Annotated in this window: 14 protein-coding genes; 10 read left to right on the top strand and 4 right to left on the bottom strand. The window is 67.5% G+C overall.

Annotated features, from left to right (window positions below):
- Nucleotides 1-594: hypothetical protein (locus HY699_18035; protein ID MBI4517710.1), on the bottom strand; the 594-nt coding region annotated here is incomplete at its 3' end.
- A 60-nt stretch (nucleotides 595-654) separates the two neighbouring features.
- Nucleotides 655-2,304, bottom strand: a complete 1,650-nt coding sequence (locus HY699_18030) for a sulfatase (protein ID MBI4517709.1) — start codon at nucleotides 2,302-2,304, stop codon at nucleotides 655-657.
- Nucleotides 2,305-3,073: 769 nt separating this feature from the next.
- Between HY699_18030 and HY699_18025 the strand changes: the two genes are divergently transcribed.
- Complete coding sequence (locus HY699_18025; GenBank protein ID MBI4517708.1) at nucleotides 3,074-3,532, top strand: hypothetical protein; 459 nt, start codon at nucleotides 3,074-3,076, stop codon at nucleotides 3,530-3,532.
- 41 nt (nucleotides 3,533-3,573) lie between these two features.
- Here HY699_18025 and HY699_18020 read toward each other — a convergent pair whose 3' ends face one another.
- Nucleotides 3,574-4,155, bottom strand: a complete 582-nt coding sequence (locus HY699_18020) for a hypothetical protein (GenBank protein ID MBI4517707.1) — start codon at nucleotides 4,153-4,155, stop codon at nucleotides 3,574-3,576.
- A gap of 251 nt (nucleotides 4,156-4,406) precedes the next feature.
- Between HY699_18020 and HY699_18015 the strand changes: the two genes are divergently transcribed.
- Genes HY699_18015 through HY699_17990 form a run of 6 tightly spaced genes read left to right on the top strand, consistent with a single transcriptional unit; the run spans nucleotide 4,407 to nucleotide 11,428 of the window.
- A complete protein-coding gene (locus HY699_18015; GenBank protein ID MBI4517706.1) occupies nucleotides 4,407-5,630 on the top strand; it encodes a beta-ketoacyl-[acyl-carrier-protein] synthase family protein in 1,224 nt (407 codons plus the stop codon).
- A 10-nt stretch (nucleotides 5,631-5,640) separates the two neighbouring features.
- On the top strand, nucleotides 5,641-6,798 hold the full coding sequence (locus tag HY699_18010; GenBank protein ID MBI4517705.1) for a hypothetical protein: 1,158 nt from the start codon (nucleotides 5,641-5,643) through the stop codon (nucleotides 6,796-6,798).
- On the top strand, nucleotides 6,795-8,183 hold the full coding sequence (locus HY699_18005) for a cobalamin B12-binding domain-containing protein (protein MBI4517704.1): 1,389 nt from the start codon (nucleotides 6,795-6,797) through the stop codon (nucleotides 8,181-8,183). The genes HY699_18010 and HY699_18005 overlap by 4 nt, the downstream gene beginning before the upstream one ends.
- Complete coding sequence (locus HY699_18000) at nucleotides 8,180-8,938, top strand: 3-oxoacyl-ACP reductase FabG (GenBank protein ID MBI4517703.1); 759 nt, start codon at nucleotides 8,180-8,182, stop codon at nucleotides 8,936-8,938. The genes HY699_18005 and HY699_18000 overlap by 4 nt, the downstream gene beginning before the upstream one ends.
- A complete protein-coding gene (locus tag HY699_17995) occupies nucleotides 8,935-10,173 on the top strand; it encodes a beta-ketoacyl-[acyl-carrier-protein] synthase family protein (GenBank protein ID MBI4517702.1) in 1,239 nt (412 codons plus the stop codon). The genes HY699_18000 and HY699_17995 overlap by 4 nt, the downstream gene beginning before the upstream one ends.
- Nucleotides 10,163-11,428 (top strand): hypothetical protein, encoded by a 1,266-nt coding sequence (locus tag HY699_17990; protein MBI4517701.1) that lies wholly within the window; start codon nucleotides 10,163-10,165, stop codon nucleotides 11,426-11,428. Before HY699_17995 ends, HY699_17990 begins: the two co-directional genes overlap by 11 nt.
- A gap of 12 nt (nucleotides 11,429-11,440) precedes the next feature.
- Here the strand turns inward: HY699_17990 and HY699_17985 are convergent, their stop codons facing one another.
- Nucleotides 11,441-12,595, bottom strand: a complete 1,155-nt coding sequence (locus tag HY699_17985; GenBank protein MBI4517700.1) for a hypothetical protein — start codon at nucleotides 12,593-12,595, stop codon at nucleotides 11,441-11,443.
- A gap of 135 nt (nucleotides 12,596-12,730) precedes the next feature.
- Between HY699_17985 and HY699_17980 the strand changes: the two genes are divergently transcribed.
- Genes HY699_17980 through HY699_17970 form a run of 3 tightly spaced genes read left to right on the top strand, consistent with a single transcriptional unit; the run spans nucleotide 12,731 to nucleotide 15,158 of the window.
- A complete protein-coding gene (locus tag HY699_17980) occupies nucleotides 12,731-13,570 on the top strand; it encodes a polysaccharide deacetylase family protein (protein ID MBI4517699.1) in 840 nt (279 codons plus the stop codon).
- Nucleotides 13,567-14,604, top strand: a complete 1,038-nt coding sequence (locus HY699_17975) for a flippase-like domain-containing protein (GenBank protein MBI4517698.1) — start codon at nucleotides 13,567-13,569, stop codon at nucleotides 14,602-14,604. Before HY699_17980 ends, HY699_17975 begins: the two co-directional genes overlap by 4 nt.
- On the top strand, nucleotides 14,604-15,158 hold the full coding sequence (locus HY699_17970) for an isoprenylcysteine carboxylmethyltransferase family protein (protein ID MBI4517697.1): 555 nt from the start codon (nucleotides 14,604-14,606) through the stop codon (nucleotides 15,156-15,158). The genes HY699_17975 and HY699_17970 overlap by 1 nt, the downstream gene beginning before the upstream one ends.
- Nucleotides 15,159-15,207: the final 49 nt, after the last annotated feature.

The raw sequence follows: 15,207 nt of genomic DNA, 5'->3' as shown, positions 1-15,207 counted from the left end.
TGCTGGCGACGCCTCTTCGGAGACCGTACTCTGCTTTGCGGCTTTGCGCCTTGGCGCGAGGTTCACTTCCGGACTGAGGTCACCTGTCGACTTGATCGAGTACAGATAGTTCGGCTCGGCCGACACCACGTTGGGGTCGCGGCGGAAGTCAGCGGCCACTTTCAACACATCGGCCTTCGGATCCACGCGCACCAGATAGATCTGGGACAAGTCGACGGTCGACAGTCGACGATCTACAGTCCCCGCACCGCCTCTTGCCCCCTTGGCCCCGAAGCGCTGCTGCGCCGCCTTGCGCCGCTCGGCCGCATGCACGCCGCCGAACACCGGCTCCATCGCCGTGATGCCGTGCTTCAGCCGCACCTGATCGAGAACCCGCGTGCCGGTGGCAGCGGTCAGCCCCCGGCCGCTGGCCACCAGACAGTGCGCGCATTCCGGGAAGTCCGAACGCAAGCGTACCAGCAGCTGCCCGGCCACCGCCGGCGGGCGGGACGGCTGCCGATCCTTGCCGGGCGGCTCGGCGGCCACCGCCACTGCGAGCACGGCTCCGAGCCAGGCGGTGGCTGCGCTCAGCGCCAGCCGGCGGGGGGTCTCCATGACCAACCTGTACGAAGGCCGATCGAGTTATGCAACGACATTCGCAGCGCGTGCCTCGTGTCAGTGCAGATACCCCAGTGCCCGCAGCGCACTCCGGGTCTTCTCGCCCAGTGCCGGCGCCAGCACGCTCTCGGGTCGCACGATGGTGCTACGGTCGAGTTCGGCGAAGAGCTGGCGCAACGGGCTGACGGCGGCATCGATACCCGCCAGATCACGCAGCTCCCGCGGATCCTGGAGCAGATTGTACACCTCCTCCTTGCCCGAGGGCCAGCGAACGTACTTGTGCCCGGCGGTGCGCAGCCCAACGCGTTCCTCCGCGAACAGCATGTTCTCGGTCAGCGCAGTTCGTGGCGCCACCTTCTCGCCGCGAAGAAGCGGCACCAGCGACGTGCCGTCAAGGCCCGCCGGTGCCGGGGGGCCGAGCAGGTCGAGAATCGTCGGCGCCACGTCGATGATACGGGTCAGCTGTCCGATGCGCGTGTGCGGCAATCTGCCCGGCCAGCGCATCAGCAGCGGCACGCGCACCAGCTCCTCGTACACCGTGTGCCCGTGCTCGACACCGCCGTGCTCCCAGAATTCCTCGCCGTGGTCGGCGATGCAGACCACCAAGGTCTGCTCCCGCAAGCCGCGGGCGTCGAGCGCATCGAGTACCGAGCCAATAGCGGCGTCCACGCTCGCCACCTCGGCACGGTACAACGTGCGAACCGATTCCTTCTCTGCGTCGCTCAGCCGAATCTCCCCACTGCGGAGCCGGGCCACGTCGGGCGACGTGAGACTCAGCGGCGCCGATCCCGCGGTGGCCGGTTCGAAGGCCATGTCCCCGCGGAGGCTCTTGTGCCTCGTGACCCCGGCGCGGCTGTAAGGCGGATGCGGGTCGAGGTAGTGCAGCCACAGCAAGAATGGCTGTGCCGGGTCGACGGTGGCGAGCCACTGTTGCGCCCGTCGACTGACCGTCTCCCCGCGGTCGCCGATCACGAGATCGGGACGCAGCCAGTTGAGCAACCGACCGGCCGTCGTCTCCCGAAATGACAGGAAAGCCTCCGACTCAATCGTGATGTTCTCGTAGGCATCGAACCCTTCGCCCAAGCCATAATGCAGGGCGAGATAGGGATTGGTCACGATGGCGTGCGTGCGATAGCCGCGTTCGCGCAAGGCCGTGGCGACGGTCCACGAGCCGGGGGGTAGCGGCGCGCGTCCCAGAGGCGTGCGATGGTTGGTGATGGTTCCCGCGCCGTGGTGGCGGGGATAGAGGCCGGTAAACAGCGATGCCATCGCCGGCAGCGTCCACGGTGACGACGTGATGCTATGCTCAAACACCACGCCGTCGGCTCCCAGACGGTCGAGGTGCGGCGTGAGGCTCTCTGAACTGCCGTAGCTCCCGAGATGGTCCGCGCGCAGCGTGTCGACCGAGATCAGCGCAGTCTCCTGGTTCGGCACAGCCACGGCCAGTGCCCTCACCGTGGGCCATTGTCGTTTGAGCGCGCGAATGGCCCCAGTCAAGACGGCGACATCGGGGCTGATCACGATCGCCAGCTCGGGCGCAGCAGTCAACTGCTCCGCCAGCCTGGCTACAGCTCCAGCAGTAAAGGCGGCCAGCGGCGCACACAGCGCAGTGGTGAGTCGAAGGCTACAAGCAAACGCCTCGCCGACCAACTTATGGGCAGCCAGCACGAGAATAGGCGCACACCGGCCGTTACCCATTCGTCTCATGAGTACCTCCGGCGACGGGAAGAGGGGCGCGACAATAAAAGAACCGCCGCACCGGCGGCTCCTGCGCCCACAGCAGTTGACAAAGCAGTACAACCAGGGCAATCGCCCTTACTGACCGGTGACCGGTGACCGGTGACCGGTGACCAGTGCTGTCAACCGCTTGCGCATCACGCCCTCCCGGCTGTGCGACCCGTCAAGGTTAAGTTACACAAGCATCGGCCCCGCAGATGCCAAAAGCAGGTGTTGAAGTCAAGCGATCACAATTATTGCGGAGTCAACCGGTAACCCCGCAGCGTTAAGCGAGCGGGCGAAGTTGCCGGCCGTCAGTCGGCGACCGCAATCTCGCGGCCAGACTCTAGCTCCGCAGGGGGCGCACGCGGTGAGCCGACGGACCCGCGCCATCTCTCTGAGCGAGCGCAGCAGCCGATCACTTCTTCATTGCCGCCGCCAGCAGCTGCTTCACGTCGAGGGCGCGGGCTTTCTTTTCCATGCCTTTGGCTGAGGCCACGGTGGCGGGCGCTCGCGGCGCGCCGTGGCGACCACGGCCCTGCAGCGGCCCGGGTCCTAGTACCGGTCCTGGTCCTGGTAACTGGGTCCTGTAGGACCAGGACCGGTACGAAGTACTTGGTACCTTTTCGTTACCCTGTACATTCACTGATCTGTGCTACTGGACGATCACATTGTCGATCGGGTATAGCGGCAACATTGGCCGCTAGCGCCCGAGGAAGAGAGGGACGACACTATGACGGGCGGCGGCAGACAACAACTGATGCGAATCGCCGTATCGGGTGTGGCGCTAGTGCTGGGCGCGGCAAGCCGCGCCTCCGCTCAGCCGCCGGAGGTAACCGCCATGAACGCCAACGGCACGTGGCAAGTTGGCGTAGATGCGCTGGACGAGAACGGGCAGCAGGCGAGCGGGCGGCGGGCGGCGCGGTTCCAAGTGAGCCCCGGCGGCGCCCTCAGCGGCGTGCGGACGATGAAGGGCATGGGCGATGGCGGCCCGGCCGATCTCGCAGGCACCGTCGACGGCGATCAAATCGGCTTCCGGCTGGTATCGACCCGGGCGGAGTCGCCGGCGGGTAGACAATCCCTGTGTGCCTTCGAGGGCACCATCCAGGGCGTACGGCTGAGCGGCAGCTTCTCCGATCCGCACGGGCGCCAGGGGCAGTGGGAGGGCTGGTGGAGCGCCGCCTATCTGAAGGCGAGAAGCGCGGCCGCTCAACGCTGATCGCCGAGCGCTGAAGGAGGGATGGCAATGTCTGCTGATTATCATCGCGCGACCCGCCGCCGGCTGCGGCGGGCACGATCGGGGCTGTTGCTCACGGTACTGTCTTCCTTGCTGGCCATGCCCGCGGCGGCACAGACCATCACCGCGGGTGAGGCCTGCGGGCAGCCCGGGACTTCGGTGTGGTTCGATGTCACGCTCGATCCGCAAGGTAAGAGCATTGCCGCCACCCAAAATGACATCGGCTTCAACAGTGCGAACACCCCGATCGCCACCTGCGTCAAGGAAGAGCAACTGAGCAAGGAGCTGTCGTTGGCCTTCTTGCCCGCCGGCTGTAGCGGGACGCCGCCGAACACCGGCTCCATCTGCGTGATGCCGTGCTTCAGCCGCACCTGATCCAGAATGTACGTGCCGGTAACGCCTTTAAGCCCCGCACCCTTGGCCACCAGACAGTGCGCGCATTCCGGGAAGTCCGAACGCAAGCGCACCGGCAGCTGCCCCGCCACCGCCGGCGGGCGGGGCGGCTGCCGATCCTTGCCGGGCGGCTCGGCGGCCACCGCCACTGCGAGCACGGCTCCGAGCCAGGCGGTGGCTGCGCTCAGCGCCAGCCGGCGTGGGGTTCTCATGACCAACCTGTACGAAGGCCGATCGGGCTATGCAACGACATTCGCAGCGCGCACCTGTTTGAGGTACCAAATCCCTCCCGACCCCCAACTTTTCAAAGAGAAACCTGTTGCCGCGGCAACGCGATAACCCCGGGAACCCGCGTGAACGACTTTGCCGTGGCCCGCGGGCCGTTACGGTCGTGCCGGCGAACACGAGCTGCGAACACGGGCTTGAACGATGTGCCGTTCGCCCCGTATGATTCCGCCGCACCATGTACCCGAACCCCGACCAGCGTGCCTTCATCACCGGCTGCGGTGCGCTTTCGCCCCTGGGCCGAGGGGTGCCGGCCTTCTGGAGCGGCTTGCTCGCCGGACGCAGCGGCCTTGGCCCGATTCGCTCGTTCGATACCAGCGCGTACGCCCACGCCGCGGCGGGCGAGGTGGCGGACTTTCTGCCGCCGCGTGATCTGTCTGCCGGCGAAGGACTGCGGCTCGATCGCATCAGCCAGTACGCCCTGGTGGCGGCGCGCGAGGCGCTGAGCGCCGCCGCCCTTGATCTGGCTGCCGCCGACCGGACGCGCGTCGGGGTGATTCTAGCCACGACCTTGGGCGGGATGCTGATCGGCGAGCTGTATCAGCGCCGCCGCCGCAGCGGGGCGGCCTTCGCGGTCCGCCAGCTCCTGCATTATCCCTACTACGCGGTCGCTGCCCGTCTCGCCCGTGAACTCGACGTGCGCGGTCCCGTAGTCAGCCCATCGATCGCGTGCGCCTCGGGCACGCATGCCGTCGGGCTGGCGCTAGAATTCATCCGGCGCGGGCAGGGCGAGGTGTTCATCGTCGGCGGCGCCGAAACCATCTGTGAATTTGTGGTGAGCGGTTTCAACTGCTTGCGGGCGACGACGGCTGACACGGTGCGGCCGTTCGATGCTCGGCGCGATGGACTGCTGCTGGGAGAGGGCGCGGCGGTTCTGGTGGTCGAGTCGGCGGCGCATGCACGGGCACGCGGCCTCGAACCTACGGTCGAGGTGGCGGGAACCGCCTTGGCGGGCGACGCGGTGCACATGACGGCGCCGGCGCGCGACGGTGCCGGGGCCGCCCGCGCGATGCGCGCGGCGTTGGCGGACGCGGGCATGGAGGCCGGCGCCATCGACTTCATCAGCGCCCACGGTACCGGCACCGTTTACAACGATGCGATGGAGGTCGCCGCGATCAGTGCCGTCTTCGGCGACGCCACCCCGCACATCCCGGTGAACTCGATCAAGGGCGCGATCGGTCATACCCTCGGCGCCGCCGGCGCTTTCGAGGCCATCATGTGCGCGCGCATTCTGGACGACGGCGTGATCCCGCCTACCGCCAATTGCGAGCAGATCGATCCGGCGTGCTCGCTGGACGTCGTGCGCGGCACGCCGCGGCGCCATGCCGTGCGCGCCGCTCTGTCGACTTCGTCGGCCTTTGCCGGCAACAACGCCGCGATCGTACTGCAGCGGGCGTCATGAGGCTGCATCGGTGATGCCGCCGGTGGTGATCACGGGCCTGGGAGTGGTCTCGCCCCTCGGTCACTCGGTCGAGGCGCTGCTGCAAGGAGTCGCAGCCAGCGGCCCGCCATACGCGCACGATCGCGAGCGCGCACTGACAGTGGCTGAAATCCCGCTGGAGGCGATCCCGCCGGACAAGCGCTCGCGCATCGGACGACTCGACCGCTTGTGCCGGATGTTCTTGTCGGCGTCGTACCTCGCCGTCGATAGCGCCGCACTCACGATTGCACCGGCGCAAGCCGATCGCGTCGGGCTTTCATTTGGTACTGGGCTCGGCTGCTTACTTACCAACGCCGAGTACAACCAGAAGATCATCGAACAGGGCCCGGCGGCGGCTAGCCCGCGGTTGTTCGCCTACACGGTTTCGAGCGCGGCCGCAGGTGAAGTGTCGATTGCGCTCGGGATCAGGGGCCCCAACGTTACCGCGCACATGGGCCTTGCCGCCGGCTTGGGTGCGGTGGGCTACGGCTTCGACTTGATCCAGATGGGCAAGGCGGATGTAGTGCTGGCCGGTGGTGCGGATGTGCTTGGTTCCGCGCTGCTGGAGGGACTCGACGACATGGGGCTGTTGAAGGCGCCGGAACAGTCGCGCCCGTTTGCCGACGCCGTGGCAGGTATTTGGCCTTCTGAAGGGGCTGTGGTTGTCGTGCTTGAACGCCAGGATCATGCCGGGCAGCGGGGCGCGCGCGCCTTGGGGCGAATTGACGGCTACGGTGCCGGCTTCGAGCCGAGCCTGACGCGCCGGGCTCGAGAGTGTACGGGCATTTCTGCGACGATGCGGCGCGCACTCGATCTGAGCGGTCATGTGCCCGATGACATCGCCTTGGTGCTTGCCGGTGCTCACGGAACTCCGCTCGACGCTAGCGAGCAAGCGGCACTAGCGCAGCTGTTCGGTCCGTCGCCGCCGCTTGTGCTGGCACCGAAAGCGGTGCTGGGCGAGAGCTTCGCCGCCAGCGGGGTCCTGGCATTGGCGTTGGCGGCGGGGGTGATGCGCCCGGAGGCTTTCTGCGGTTCTTCTTTGTCGATGGCTGAAGAAGGTCTGCTGGAACCGCCGGTGGTGATGGTCAATGCCCTGTGCTATTCGGGCAACATCGTCAGTCTGGTTCTCAGCCGCGAAGAAACCTCATGACCAACCGCTCGCTGCGTGTGCTGTTGATCTCTGCCAACACCGAGCAGCTGCCGGACCCGGTGTTCCCGATCGGCGCGGCGTACATGGCGGCGGTGGCGGCCGCGCAGGGGCACGCCGTCGATACGCTCGACCTGTGTTTTCTCGACGCCCTGCGCCCGGCGCTCGACGAGAAGATCAGCGCCTTCAACCCGCAGGTCATCGGTATTTCGCTGCGTAACCTCGACTCATCGGCTTTTCCGCAGAACACTTCGTACATCGACGACTACAAACGGCTGGTCGATGCCATCCGCGAGCTGACCAGCGCGCCGATCGTGCTCGGCGGCGCCGGCTTCACCATCATGCCGGCAACGATCATGGACTACCTCGGTGCCGACGCCGGTGTGATCGGAGAGGGCGAGTCGGCGTTTCCGTGGGTTCTCGACCGCCTCGCTAGCGGCGCGCCGTTCGCCTCGACCGCGGAGTTCAACTGCCAGCCGGTGAACGGCGGCGTCTGCGTGAACGCAGTTGCGCGCATCAAGCACCTCGATATCACCGGTGTGCCGATGCGCCAGCGCTTCGACCTGGATCGGTACTACGAACGCGGCGGGGCGCTCAACATCCAGACCAAGCGCGGCTGCCACTTCGACTGTGTCTTCTGCAGCTACCCGCTCATCGAAGGGTCGATGGTGCGGATGCGGAGCGCGAAGGCGGTCGTTGACGAGATCCAGGCGACGCGGGAACAGTTCCAGATTCGCCACTGGTTCTTCGTCGATAACATCTTCAACCTGCCCATGCGGCACGCCAAGGACATCTGCGCGGAGATCGCCGCCCGCCGGCTCGACGTCGAATGGTCCGGCTACCTCAACCCGAAGTTTGTCGACGACGAGCTGTGCCGCTTGATGGCGGCCTCGGGTTGCAAGGCGATCGAGTTCGGCACCGATGCCGGCTCGCCGGCGATGATCGCCAACCTGAAGAAGGAGTTCGACATCGATGACCTGCGGCGGGCCTCGCAGCTGTGTCACCAGCACCGGCTCAAGTTCTGCCACAGTCTGATCTTCGGCGGCCCCGGCGAGACCCGCCAGACGGTGAGCGAGACGATCGCGCTGATGGACGAACTCAAACCGACCGCGGTGATCGCCATGACCGGCATCCGCATCCTGCCCGGCACCGCCATGGTGGAAACCGCGCTGCGCGACGGTCAGATCGACGCCGACGACAACCTGCTCTACCCGAAGTTCTACATTGCGCCGACACTCGAGGGTGATCTAATCGAACGGATCGAGACCTACGCGCGCGCACACGCCAACTGGATCGTGCCCGGGAAAGGCATCAAGACCAATATCCAAGTGCTACAGACACTGCGCGCGCGCAAGATCAAGGGGCAACTGTGGCGGCTGCTGCGATGAACGGAGATCCCTTTCGCCTTGACGGCAAGCGCGCGCTGATTACCGGCGCCTCGCGCGGCATTGGCCGGGCTGCGGCCGAGGCGTTGGCAGCAGCGGGCGCGGCGGTGACCGTCAACTACGCGCGCTCGGCCGCCGAAGCCGAAGATGTGGCCGCCGCCGTGCGGGCGCTCGGGGCGGAGGCGAGCGTGGTGCGTGCCGACGTCGGCGATGCGGCGGCGATCGACGCCATGTTCGCACAACTCGGTGAGCGCGGCGGGGTGGACATCTTGGTCAACAATGCCGCCGTCACGCGCGACGGCTTCGTGATGATGATGGCGCCGCAGGCGTGGGACGAGGTAATGGCGGTAAACCTGCGCGGAGCCTTCTTGTGCACTCGGCACGCGCTGCGGCCGATGATCCGCCGCCGTTGGGGGCGGATCATCAACGTGATCTCGCCGGCCGCACTGCTGGGTAAGGATGGCGCCGCCAATTACGCCGCGGCCAAGGGCGGGCTACTCAGCCTGACCAAGTCGCTGGCGCGTGAGGTCGGCCGCTACAACATCACGGTCAATGCCGTTTGCCCAGGGCTGATCGAGACGCGCATGATCGCCGGCCTCCCCGAGGCGGAGCGTGCGCGCTTCAACCAACAGATTGTGTTGGGCCGATTCGGCGAGCCGGCTGAGGTGGCTCACGCCATCCGCTTCCTCGCCAGCCCGGCCGCGAATTACATCACCGGCGCCACCCTCGTCGTCGACGGCGGCCTAATGATGGCGTGAGACTACGACCTTCGACGTTGGACCTCACCTTGGATCGCATAGCCATCACCGGACTCGGTAGTATCAACGCGCTCGGCGTCGGTGTGGCGGCCTTTGCCGAAGGCCTGCGTGCGGGAAGCTGCGGCATCGGTGAGCTGTCGCTGTTTTCCAGCGCGGGATTTCGCAGCTCGACGGCGGCCGAGGTTAAGGAGTTGCACCCGCCGGCTTGGCTGCCGCGTGCAACCGTGCGGCGGGCCTCGCGTACGACGCTGCTGGCGCTGATGGCGGCGGCGGAGGCGTGGCGCATGGCGGGCTTAACCGAACCGGGAGATGCCGGCGTGGTCATCGGCACCACCACCGGCGGCATGGCGGCAGGGGAGGAGTGCTTTAGGCGAATGGTGGTAGGCGAGCCCGGACACCGGCGCCTGTCGGACTGGCTCGAAACGCCGGTGTCGACGCCGGCAGACGCTGTAGCCCACGCCTTTGCCTGTTACGGACCGCGCTTGACCGTGTCGACCGCGTGTTCCTCCGGCGCCAATGCGCTTGGCCTGGCTGCCGACTGGATCAGAAGCGGCCGCGCCGCCACCGTCCTCTGTGGCGGGACGGATTCGCTCTGCCAAATGACGTATTCGGGTTTCAACGCTTTGCAGGCGCTTGCTCGCGAGCCCTGCCGTCCGTTCGACAAGAACCGCGCCGGCCTCACCCTCGGCGAAGGCGCGGCCATGTTCGTATTCGAGCACTGGCAGCACGCGAGGCAGCGCGGGGCACGCATTGTCGGCGAGTTTGTCGCCTATGGCGTCAGTGCCGACGCGCATCATCTCACACAACCGCGACCCGACGGCGAGTGCGCCGCGCTCGCCATGCGCCGCGCACTGCACGAAGGCGGCGTGGCGGCGGAGGAGATCGACTACGTCAATGCCCACGGGACGGGGACGCCGCTCAACGATGTGGTCGAGACTCGCGCCATCAAAGCCGTGCTCGGTGCCCGCGCCTTGCAGGTGCCGGTGAGCTCGACCAAGTCGATGATCGGGCACTGCCTCGGCGCCGCCGGCGCGATCGAGGCGCTGGCGAGCTTGCTGGCGATTCGCGGCGGCTTCGTGCCCCCGACGGCGACGCTAGAAAGCCCCGATCCCGAGTGCGATCTCGACTATGTCCCGAAGCTGAGCCGCCCGGCGCAGCTCACCACCGTGCTTTCGAACTCGTACGGCTTCGGCGGCAACAACACCAGCGTGATCATCCGCGGCTATGAAGGGTGAAAGCCTGACCAGCGAGACACCACGACGCGGAGATGGGCGGCGGCCCCCCGCGGTTGCCGTTACCGGCATCGGGGTGGTGAGTCCGATCGGCATCGGCCGCGAGCGCTTCTGGGCGGCGTTGGCGGATGGGCAGTCGGGGATCGCCCGGAGCGAAGGCCGCCTGGTGGCGGCCGAGGTTCCATCCGTAGCGGCGAAGGTGCGCGACTTCGCCGCGCGCGAGTTCATTACTTCCGCGCAGCTGCGGCGCATGGACAATTGCTCGCGCATGGTAGTCGCGGCTAGCCGCATGGCGCTGGATGACGCCGGCATTGCTGCCGCGACACTGCCGCCTGCGCGTGTCGGCGTAATAGTCGGGTCGGCGCTGGGAGATATCTCGGAATCGGCGGTGCAGCTGGAAAGGGTGTTCAGCAAGGGGCCGGCGGCCGCTAGCCCGATGATTTTCCCCAACTTGGTGCTCAACGCCGCCGCCAGCTACACCGCGATGGAACTGGGTGTTACCGGCGTCAACTTCACGGTCACGCAGGCGGAGACCACGGGCGAACAGGCGATTATCCTCGGTTGCGCGGCGGTGCGTGCGGGTCGGGCCGACGTGGTGCTGGCCGGCGGCGGGGATGAATTGGCGGGGATCGTGTGCGACATCTATCGCCGGGCCGGGGCGCTGTCGGGGCAACACGGCGGGGATGAGTGGTGCAGCCCGTACGATGCCGGGCGCAACGGGGTGGTGCTGGGCGAGGGCGCCGCCATGCTGGCGCTCGAGTCGGCGGAGCGGGCGCGGGTGCGCGGGGCGCGGGTGTACGCCGAAATCGAGGGCGATGCCAACTTCAGCGTGGGCGCTCCGCCCTACCAGTGGCCCGCGCGCGCCCCGGCGGCACGGGTGCCGTTGCGCCGTCTGCTCGGCGACCTACCGGTCGGGCTGATTTGCGGCTCGGCTAACTCCTCGCGCCAGCTCGATGCCTGCGAGCTCGACCTCTTCGCGGGTGTGTTCGGCGGGCTCGCCGGCGGCGTCTACCTCACTTCGATCAAAGGTGCGATCGGAGAGTTCGGTGCGGCCGGCGCACTGAGCGCTGCGGCCGCCTGTCTTGCGCTTCACCACCAAGCCGTACCGCCACTGTGCAACTTGCGCCAGGCCGAGCCGGGTGCGCCGTTTCTCTTCGCTGGCGGCCGGGGGCAGGCGCAGCCGCTCGGGCGCGCTCTGTTGTGCGGGCTGGGCCGAGGCGGAACCGGCGCCGCGCTGCTGTTCAGGCGCGCGGGGTGACGATACCGGCGTTCAGGCCGGCGGCTGAAAGTTCACAATCGATTGGCCCGAGCTCAGGTGCTCGCGCAAGATCTCCTCGAATGGCCGCTGATCGAGGACGCGGAATTGGCTGGTTTCGATGCGGTAGCGGGCGGTGGTGTCGGTATACGGTGCGACGGCGGAGGAGCCGGCCGACAGTACGGTGACAATCGGTACCAGCTGGCGTTGCATCGCTACTGACTCACGAGTGGTGATAACGATCTTGCAGTCGGGCAGACCGAGCGAAAGGATCGCGACCAAGCGCACGAACTCCTCGTCGCTGGCGCCGCGCTGATGCTGCTTGCCGGCGATCTGGCGCAGGCGCGGCACGGAAAGATAGACTTGCATGCCGTGAGCGCGGAGGTGGCGCGCGTGGCTGGCAAATCCCGCCAGCTCCCAACCCAGATCGCGATTGAGGCCGAGCAAGATCCCGGGGTTGGCCGAGCGCAGACCGCCGCGGCGCGCGCGATCGAAGCCGTTGAGCCGGCGGTCGAACCCGGCGCGCGGGTTGTCCGGATCGACGCCCATGAACTTGGCGTAGTGCGCCCGGCAGTAGGTCTCCTGGAAATTGGAGATGGTGATGTGAGGTTTCACCCCGCCCCGATCGTCGCGTTCGATGCCGTCGAGTAAGCGGCTGAACTCGCCATCGTCGATGCCGCCGATGTTCAACAGGACGTGGGAGAACTGCAGCCCCAGCGCGGTGTGCAGCGCCTGGTTGACATACTCCATGGCCCAGCGCCGCCGGGGCGCGCGATACTCGCCGGTTACCAGCGCCACGGCGCGCATGCCGCGCCGCCGCAGAGTGCCCAATTGCTCTTCGATGCGGGCCAAGTCGGCGGTGTCGCGCTCGAGAGCTTTGTTGCCGCTGCGCATGCCGCACATGCGGCAGGTGCCGTCGCAGGTGTTGGTCAAGTAAAGCGGGGCGAAAGTCTCGAGCCGCACCGGATGCGCCCGCCGCAGCTCGAGCGCCAGGTCATAAATCGCTGCTGTAGTAAGCCCGGGCGCATACCACAGCGCCGCCATGTCCTGCGCCGGCAGGCCGCGGCCCTCGCGGGCGCGGCTGACGGCGGCGGCGGTATCGAGCTTGCCGTCGCGGGCCCGTTCGGTGGCACTTCGCAAACCGCTCTCGTCAAGATCAAAGTCGTCCATCCCCGGCATTTGGCACCTGTTGTAGTGCTGTGACGCGCAGCGGTCAACCGGCGCGCGTGCGCTGAGGAGCGCCAGCGTGAGCTGTCCGGTCGGCTTGGTGTTGACCGTGGGGGGCAAGCTGCGCTAGCGACTCGAATGATGCGGCACGCACTCAGCGTCGACGTGGAGGACTGGTATCACGACGCGGCGCTAGCGGGGCACCCCGCGCAGCGGGTGGAGACGAATACTTTGCAGCTGCTCGACTTGTTCGCCGCGTATGAGGCGCGGGCGACGTTCTTCTTTCTCGGCGAGGTGGCAGCCCGCTTCCCCGCCCTGGTGCGGCGCGCGGCCGCTGCCGGCCACGAGATTGCCAGCCACGGTTACGGCCATCGCCCGGTGGCCGAGCTGGTCCGGCGCGAGTTCCGCGCCGATGTCGCGCGTTCGTTGCGGCTGCTGGAAGATATCACGGGGCGGCACGTGCGCGGCTACCGCGCTCCATACTTCTCGATCAAAGCCGACGTGCGCTGGCCGATCGAGACCCTGGCGGAGCTGGGCGTGACGTATGATTCGAGCATTCTCGCCATCGACCGCCCGCCGGGCCTCGAGCTGGTCTGTCCGCGGGCGCCGTTTCGCCACCCGAGCGGGCTGTGGGAAATCCCGGTCGGAATCTTGCAAATGCTCTGCTTCTGGTATTTGCCGCTGGCCAGCGGCGCCGGCCTACGCCTGGTGCCGCCGCGGCTGTTGCGGCGCTGCGTGCAGCGCTTCGAACGCGAGGTGGGGACGGCGGTGTTCTATCTCCACCCCTGGGAGATTGATCCCGCATCGCCCACCGGGCCGGGTGCCGGTCGCTGGCTGCTCCGTATCGGTCGCCATCGTCTGATGGCGCGCCTGCGAGCGCTGTTACGCGAGTATGCCTTCGCCCCGATTGCCGATGTATTCGCCGCCCAGTTGAGTTCGGCAGAGCGATCGTCCGAGGTTGCGGGAGCTACTCGATGATGCGCTGGGGCGAGGGTGTCGGGCGGCGATGTTTGAGCGCCGCGCCGCTGGTTGTCGGCGTGGCGGTGCTGGTCGGGCTGTGTTGGCAGTTCGGGCTGGGTGAGTTGGCGGCGGCTTTCGGCCGCGTGTCGCCGGCGTACCTGTCGGCTTACATGGTCCTAGCCGCGGTGGTGCTCGTTGGCTACAGCCTGCGCTGGGGGGCGGCGGCGCGCGCGCTGGGGGCGCGGTTGCCCTTGGCGCGGCTGGTGGCAGCGCGGCTAGCCGGCGACGCGGTCGGCGCGCTGGTGCCGTCGGCCAAGCTTGCGGGCGAGCCGGTTCGGATTGCGCTGATGTATGCCGGCGGGGTTGGCGGTACACAGGCGGGTGCGGCGGTGACGATCGACCGGGCGCTCGAGCTGATCAGCAACATGCTCTGCGTGCTGGCGTATGTTGCGGTGTTCTCGGTGGCCCAGGTGCTAGGCTCGTCGCAGCGCGCGGCGCTCATCTTGGTGCTGACGATACTGGCGTTGCTGGGGTTGTTGGCGCTGCCGCTGGCGCAGCTGCGGCGCGGGCGGCGGCCGCTGGCCTGGTGTTACAGTGAGCGGGCGCGGCGGATGCTGCCGCGGTCGGCGTCTTGGATGCCCGCGCTGCGGCGCACGGAAGAGCACATGGTCGGCTTCTTTCGCGATCATCCGGCAACGTTTGTGTCGGGGCTGGCCGGCTCGCTGCTGATCGAGGTGCTGGTGATTGGCGAGTACTACTGCTTGCTGGCGGGGTTTGGTGTCGTGCTCGATTTGCCGACCTTGCTGATGGTGCTGCTCGGCACCGGGGTGGCGCGGGCGGCGCCGAGCCCCGCCGGGCTGGGGGCGCTGGAAGCCGGCCAAGTGGGCGTCCTCGCGTTTGCCGGTGGGCGTCCCGAGTTGGGCTTCGTGGTCGGTGTGGTGATTCGCTTGCACGAGAGCGCGTGGATGGCGGCGGGGTTGCTGGTGCTGTCGGCGCAGGGATTAACGCTCTCGCGTTTGCGGTTGGCCGCAGCGCAGAAGGCGGCGGCGTGATGGTGGGCGTGGTCGTGGCCATGGTGTTCGCATTGGGTTGGCTGCCGCTACACTTCTTTCGCGCCGAGGCCGTGGCAGAGGCCCTGCCGTTCTACGACCGGCGCGAACGATGGTGGGTGCGCTTCAGCGTCACGATCATCTCGCTGCACGTCAGCGCGGCCTGCGTGACGCTGAGCTGGCTGCCGGTCGTGCCGCTGGGGCGGGCAGTGCTCGGTTTGACAGTGTTTGGCGCCGCGATTGCCTTCTGGTTTTGGGGGCGGGTGCAGATCGGGCCGCTGCGCCGGACGCGCTTACCCGACGAGCCCCCGCACCGGCTGCGCCGCGACGGCGCGTTCGGCATCGTGCGCCACCCGCTGTATTTCAGTTATCTGCTCGCTGCCGCCGCGCCACTCGCGATTGTTCCCCGGGCGCCCTTCCTGCTCACCTTCGCCCTGTGCTGCACGGCGTTGGCGATGCGCGCCGCGCAGGAAGAACATCGCCTGCGCGCGCAACTCGGCACGCCGTACGAGGCCTATTGCCGGGAGGTGAAGCGGTTGATTCCATTCGTGTGGTAGAAGATGAACAACGGCCAGGGCGAATCCGGAGCAAAGGCGAATCCGCAGT

It is taken from the genome of Deltaproteobacteria bacterium, assembly GCA_016210005.1.
Lineage (GTDB): Bacteria > Desulfobacterota > Binatia > HRBIN30 > JACQVA1 > JACQVA1.
Note: the sequence above shows the minus strand (reverse complement) of the source record. Positions and strands in the feature narration are given on the sequence as shown.

Excerpts from the sequence above, each read along its gene's own strand:
- HY699_17985 (MBI4517700.1), bottom strand. The coding sequence starts at position 12,595 with ATGGACGACTTTGATCTTGACGAGAGCGGTTTGCGAAGTGCCACCGAA.
- HY699_18005 (MBI4517704.1), top strand. The coding sequence starts at position 6,795 with ATGACCAACCGCTCGCTGCGTGTGCTGTTGATCTCTGCCAACACCGAG.
- HY699_18000 (MBI4517703.1), top strand. The coding sequence starts at position 8,180 with ATGAACGGAGATCCCTTTCGCCTTGACGGCAAGCGCGCGCTGATTACC.
- HY699_18020 (MBI4517707.1), bottom strand. The coding sequence starts at position 4,155 with ATGAGAACCCCACGCCGGCTGGCGCTGAGCGCAGCCACCGCCTGGCTC.
- HY699_17975 (MBI4517698.1), top strand. The coding sequence starts at position 13,567 with ATGATGCGCTGGGGCGAGGGTGTCGGGCGGCGATGTTTGAGCGCCGCG.
- HY699_18015 (MBI4517706.1), top strand. The coding sequence starts at position 4,407 with ATGTACCCGAACCCCGACCAGCGTGCCTTCATCACCGGCTGCGGTGCG.
- HY699_17970 (MBI4517697.1), top strand. The coding sequence starts at position 14,604 with ATGGTGGGCGTGGTCGTGGCCATGGTGTTCGCATTGGGTTGGCTGCCG.
- HY699_17990 (MBI4517701.1), top strand. The coding sequence starts at position 10,163 with ATGAAGGGTGAAAGCCTGACCAGCGAGACACCACGACGCGGAGATGGG.
- HY699_18025 (MBI4517708.1), top strand. The coding sequence starts at position 3,074 with ATGCGAATCGCCGTATCGGGTGTGGCGCTAGTGCTGGGCGCGGCAAGC.
- HY699_17980 (MBI4517699.1), top strand. The coding sequence starts at position 12,731 with ATGATGCGGCACGCACTCAGCGTCGACGTGGAGGACTGGTATCACGAC.
- HY699_18030 (MBI4517709.1), bottom strand. The coding sequence starts at position 2,304 with ATGAGACGAATGGGTAACGGCCGGTGTGCGCCTATTCTCGTGCTGGCT.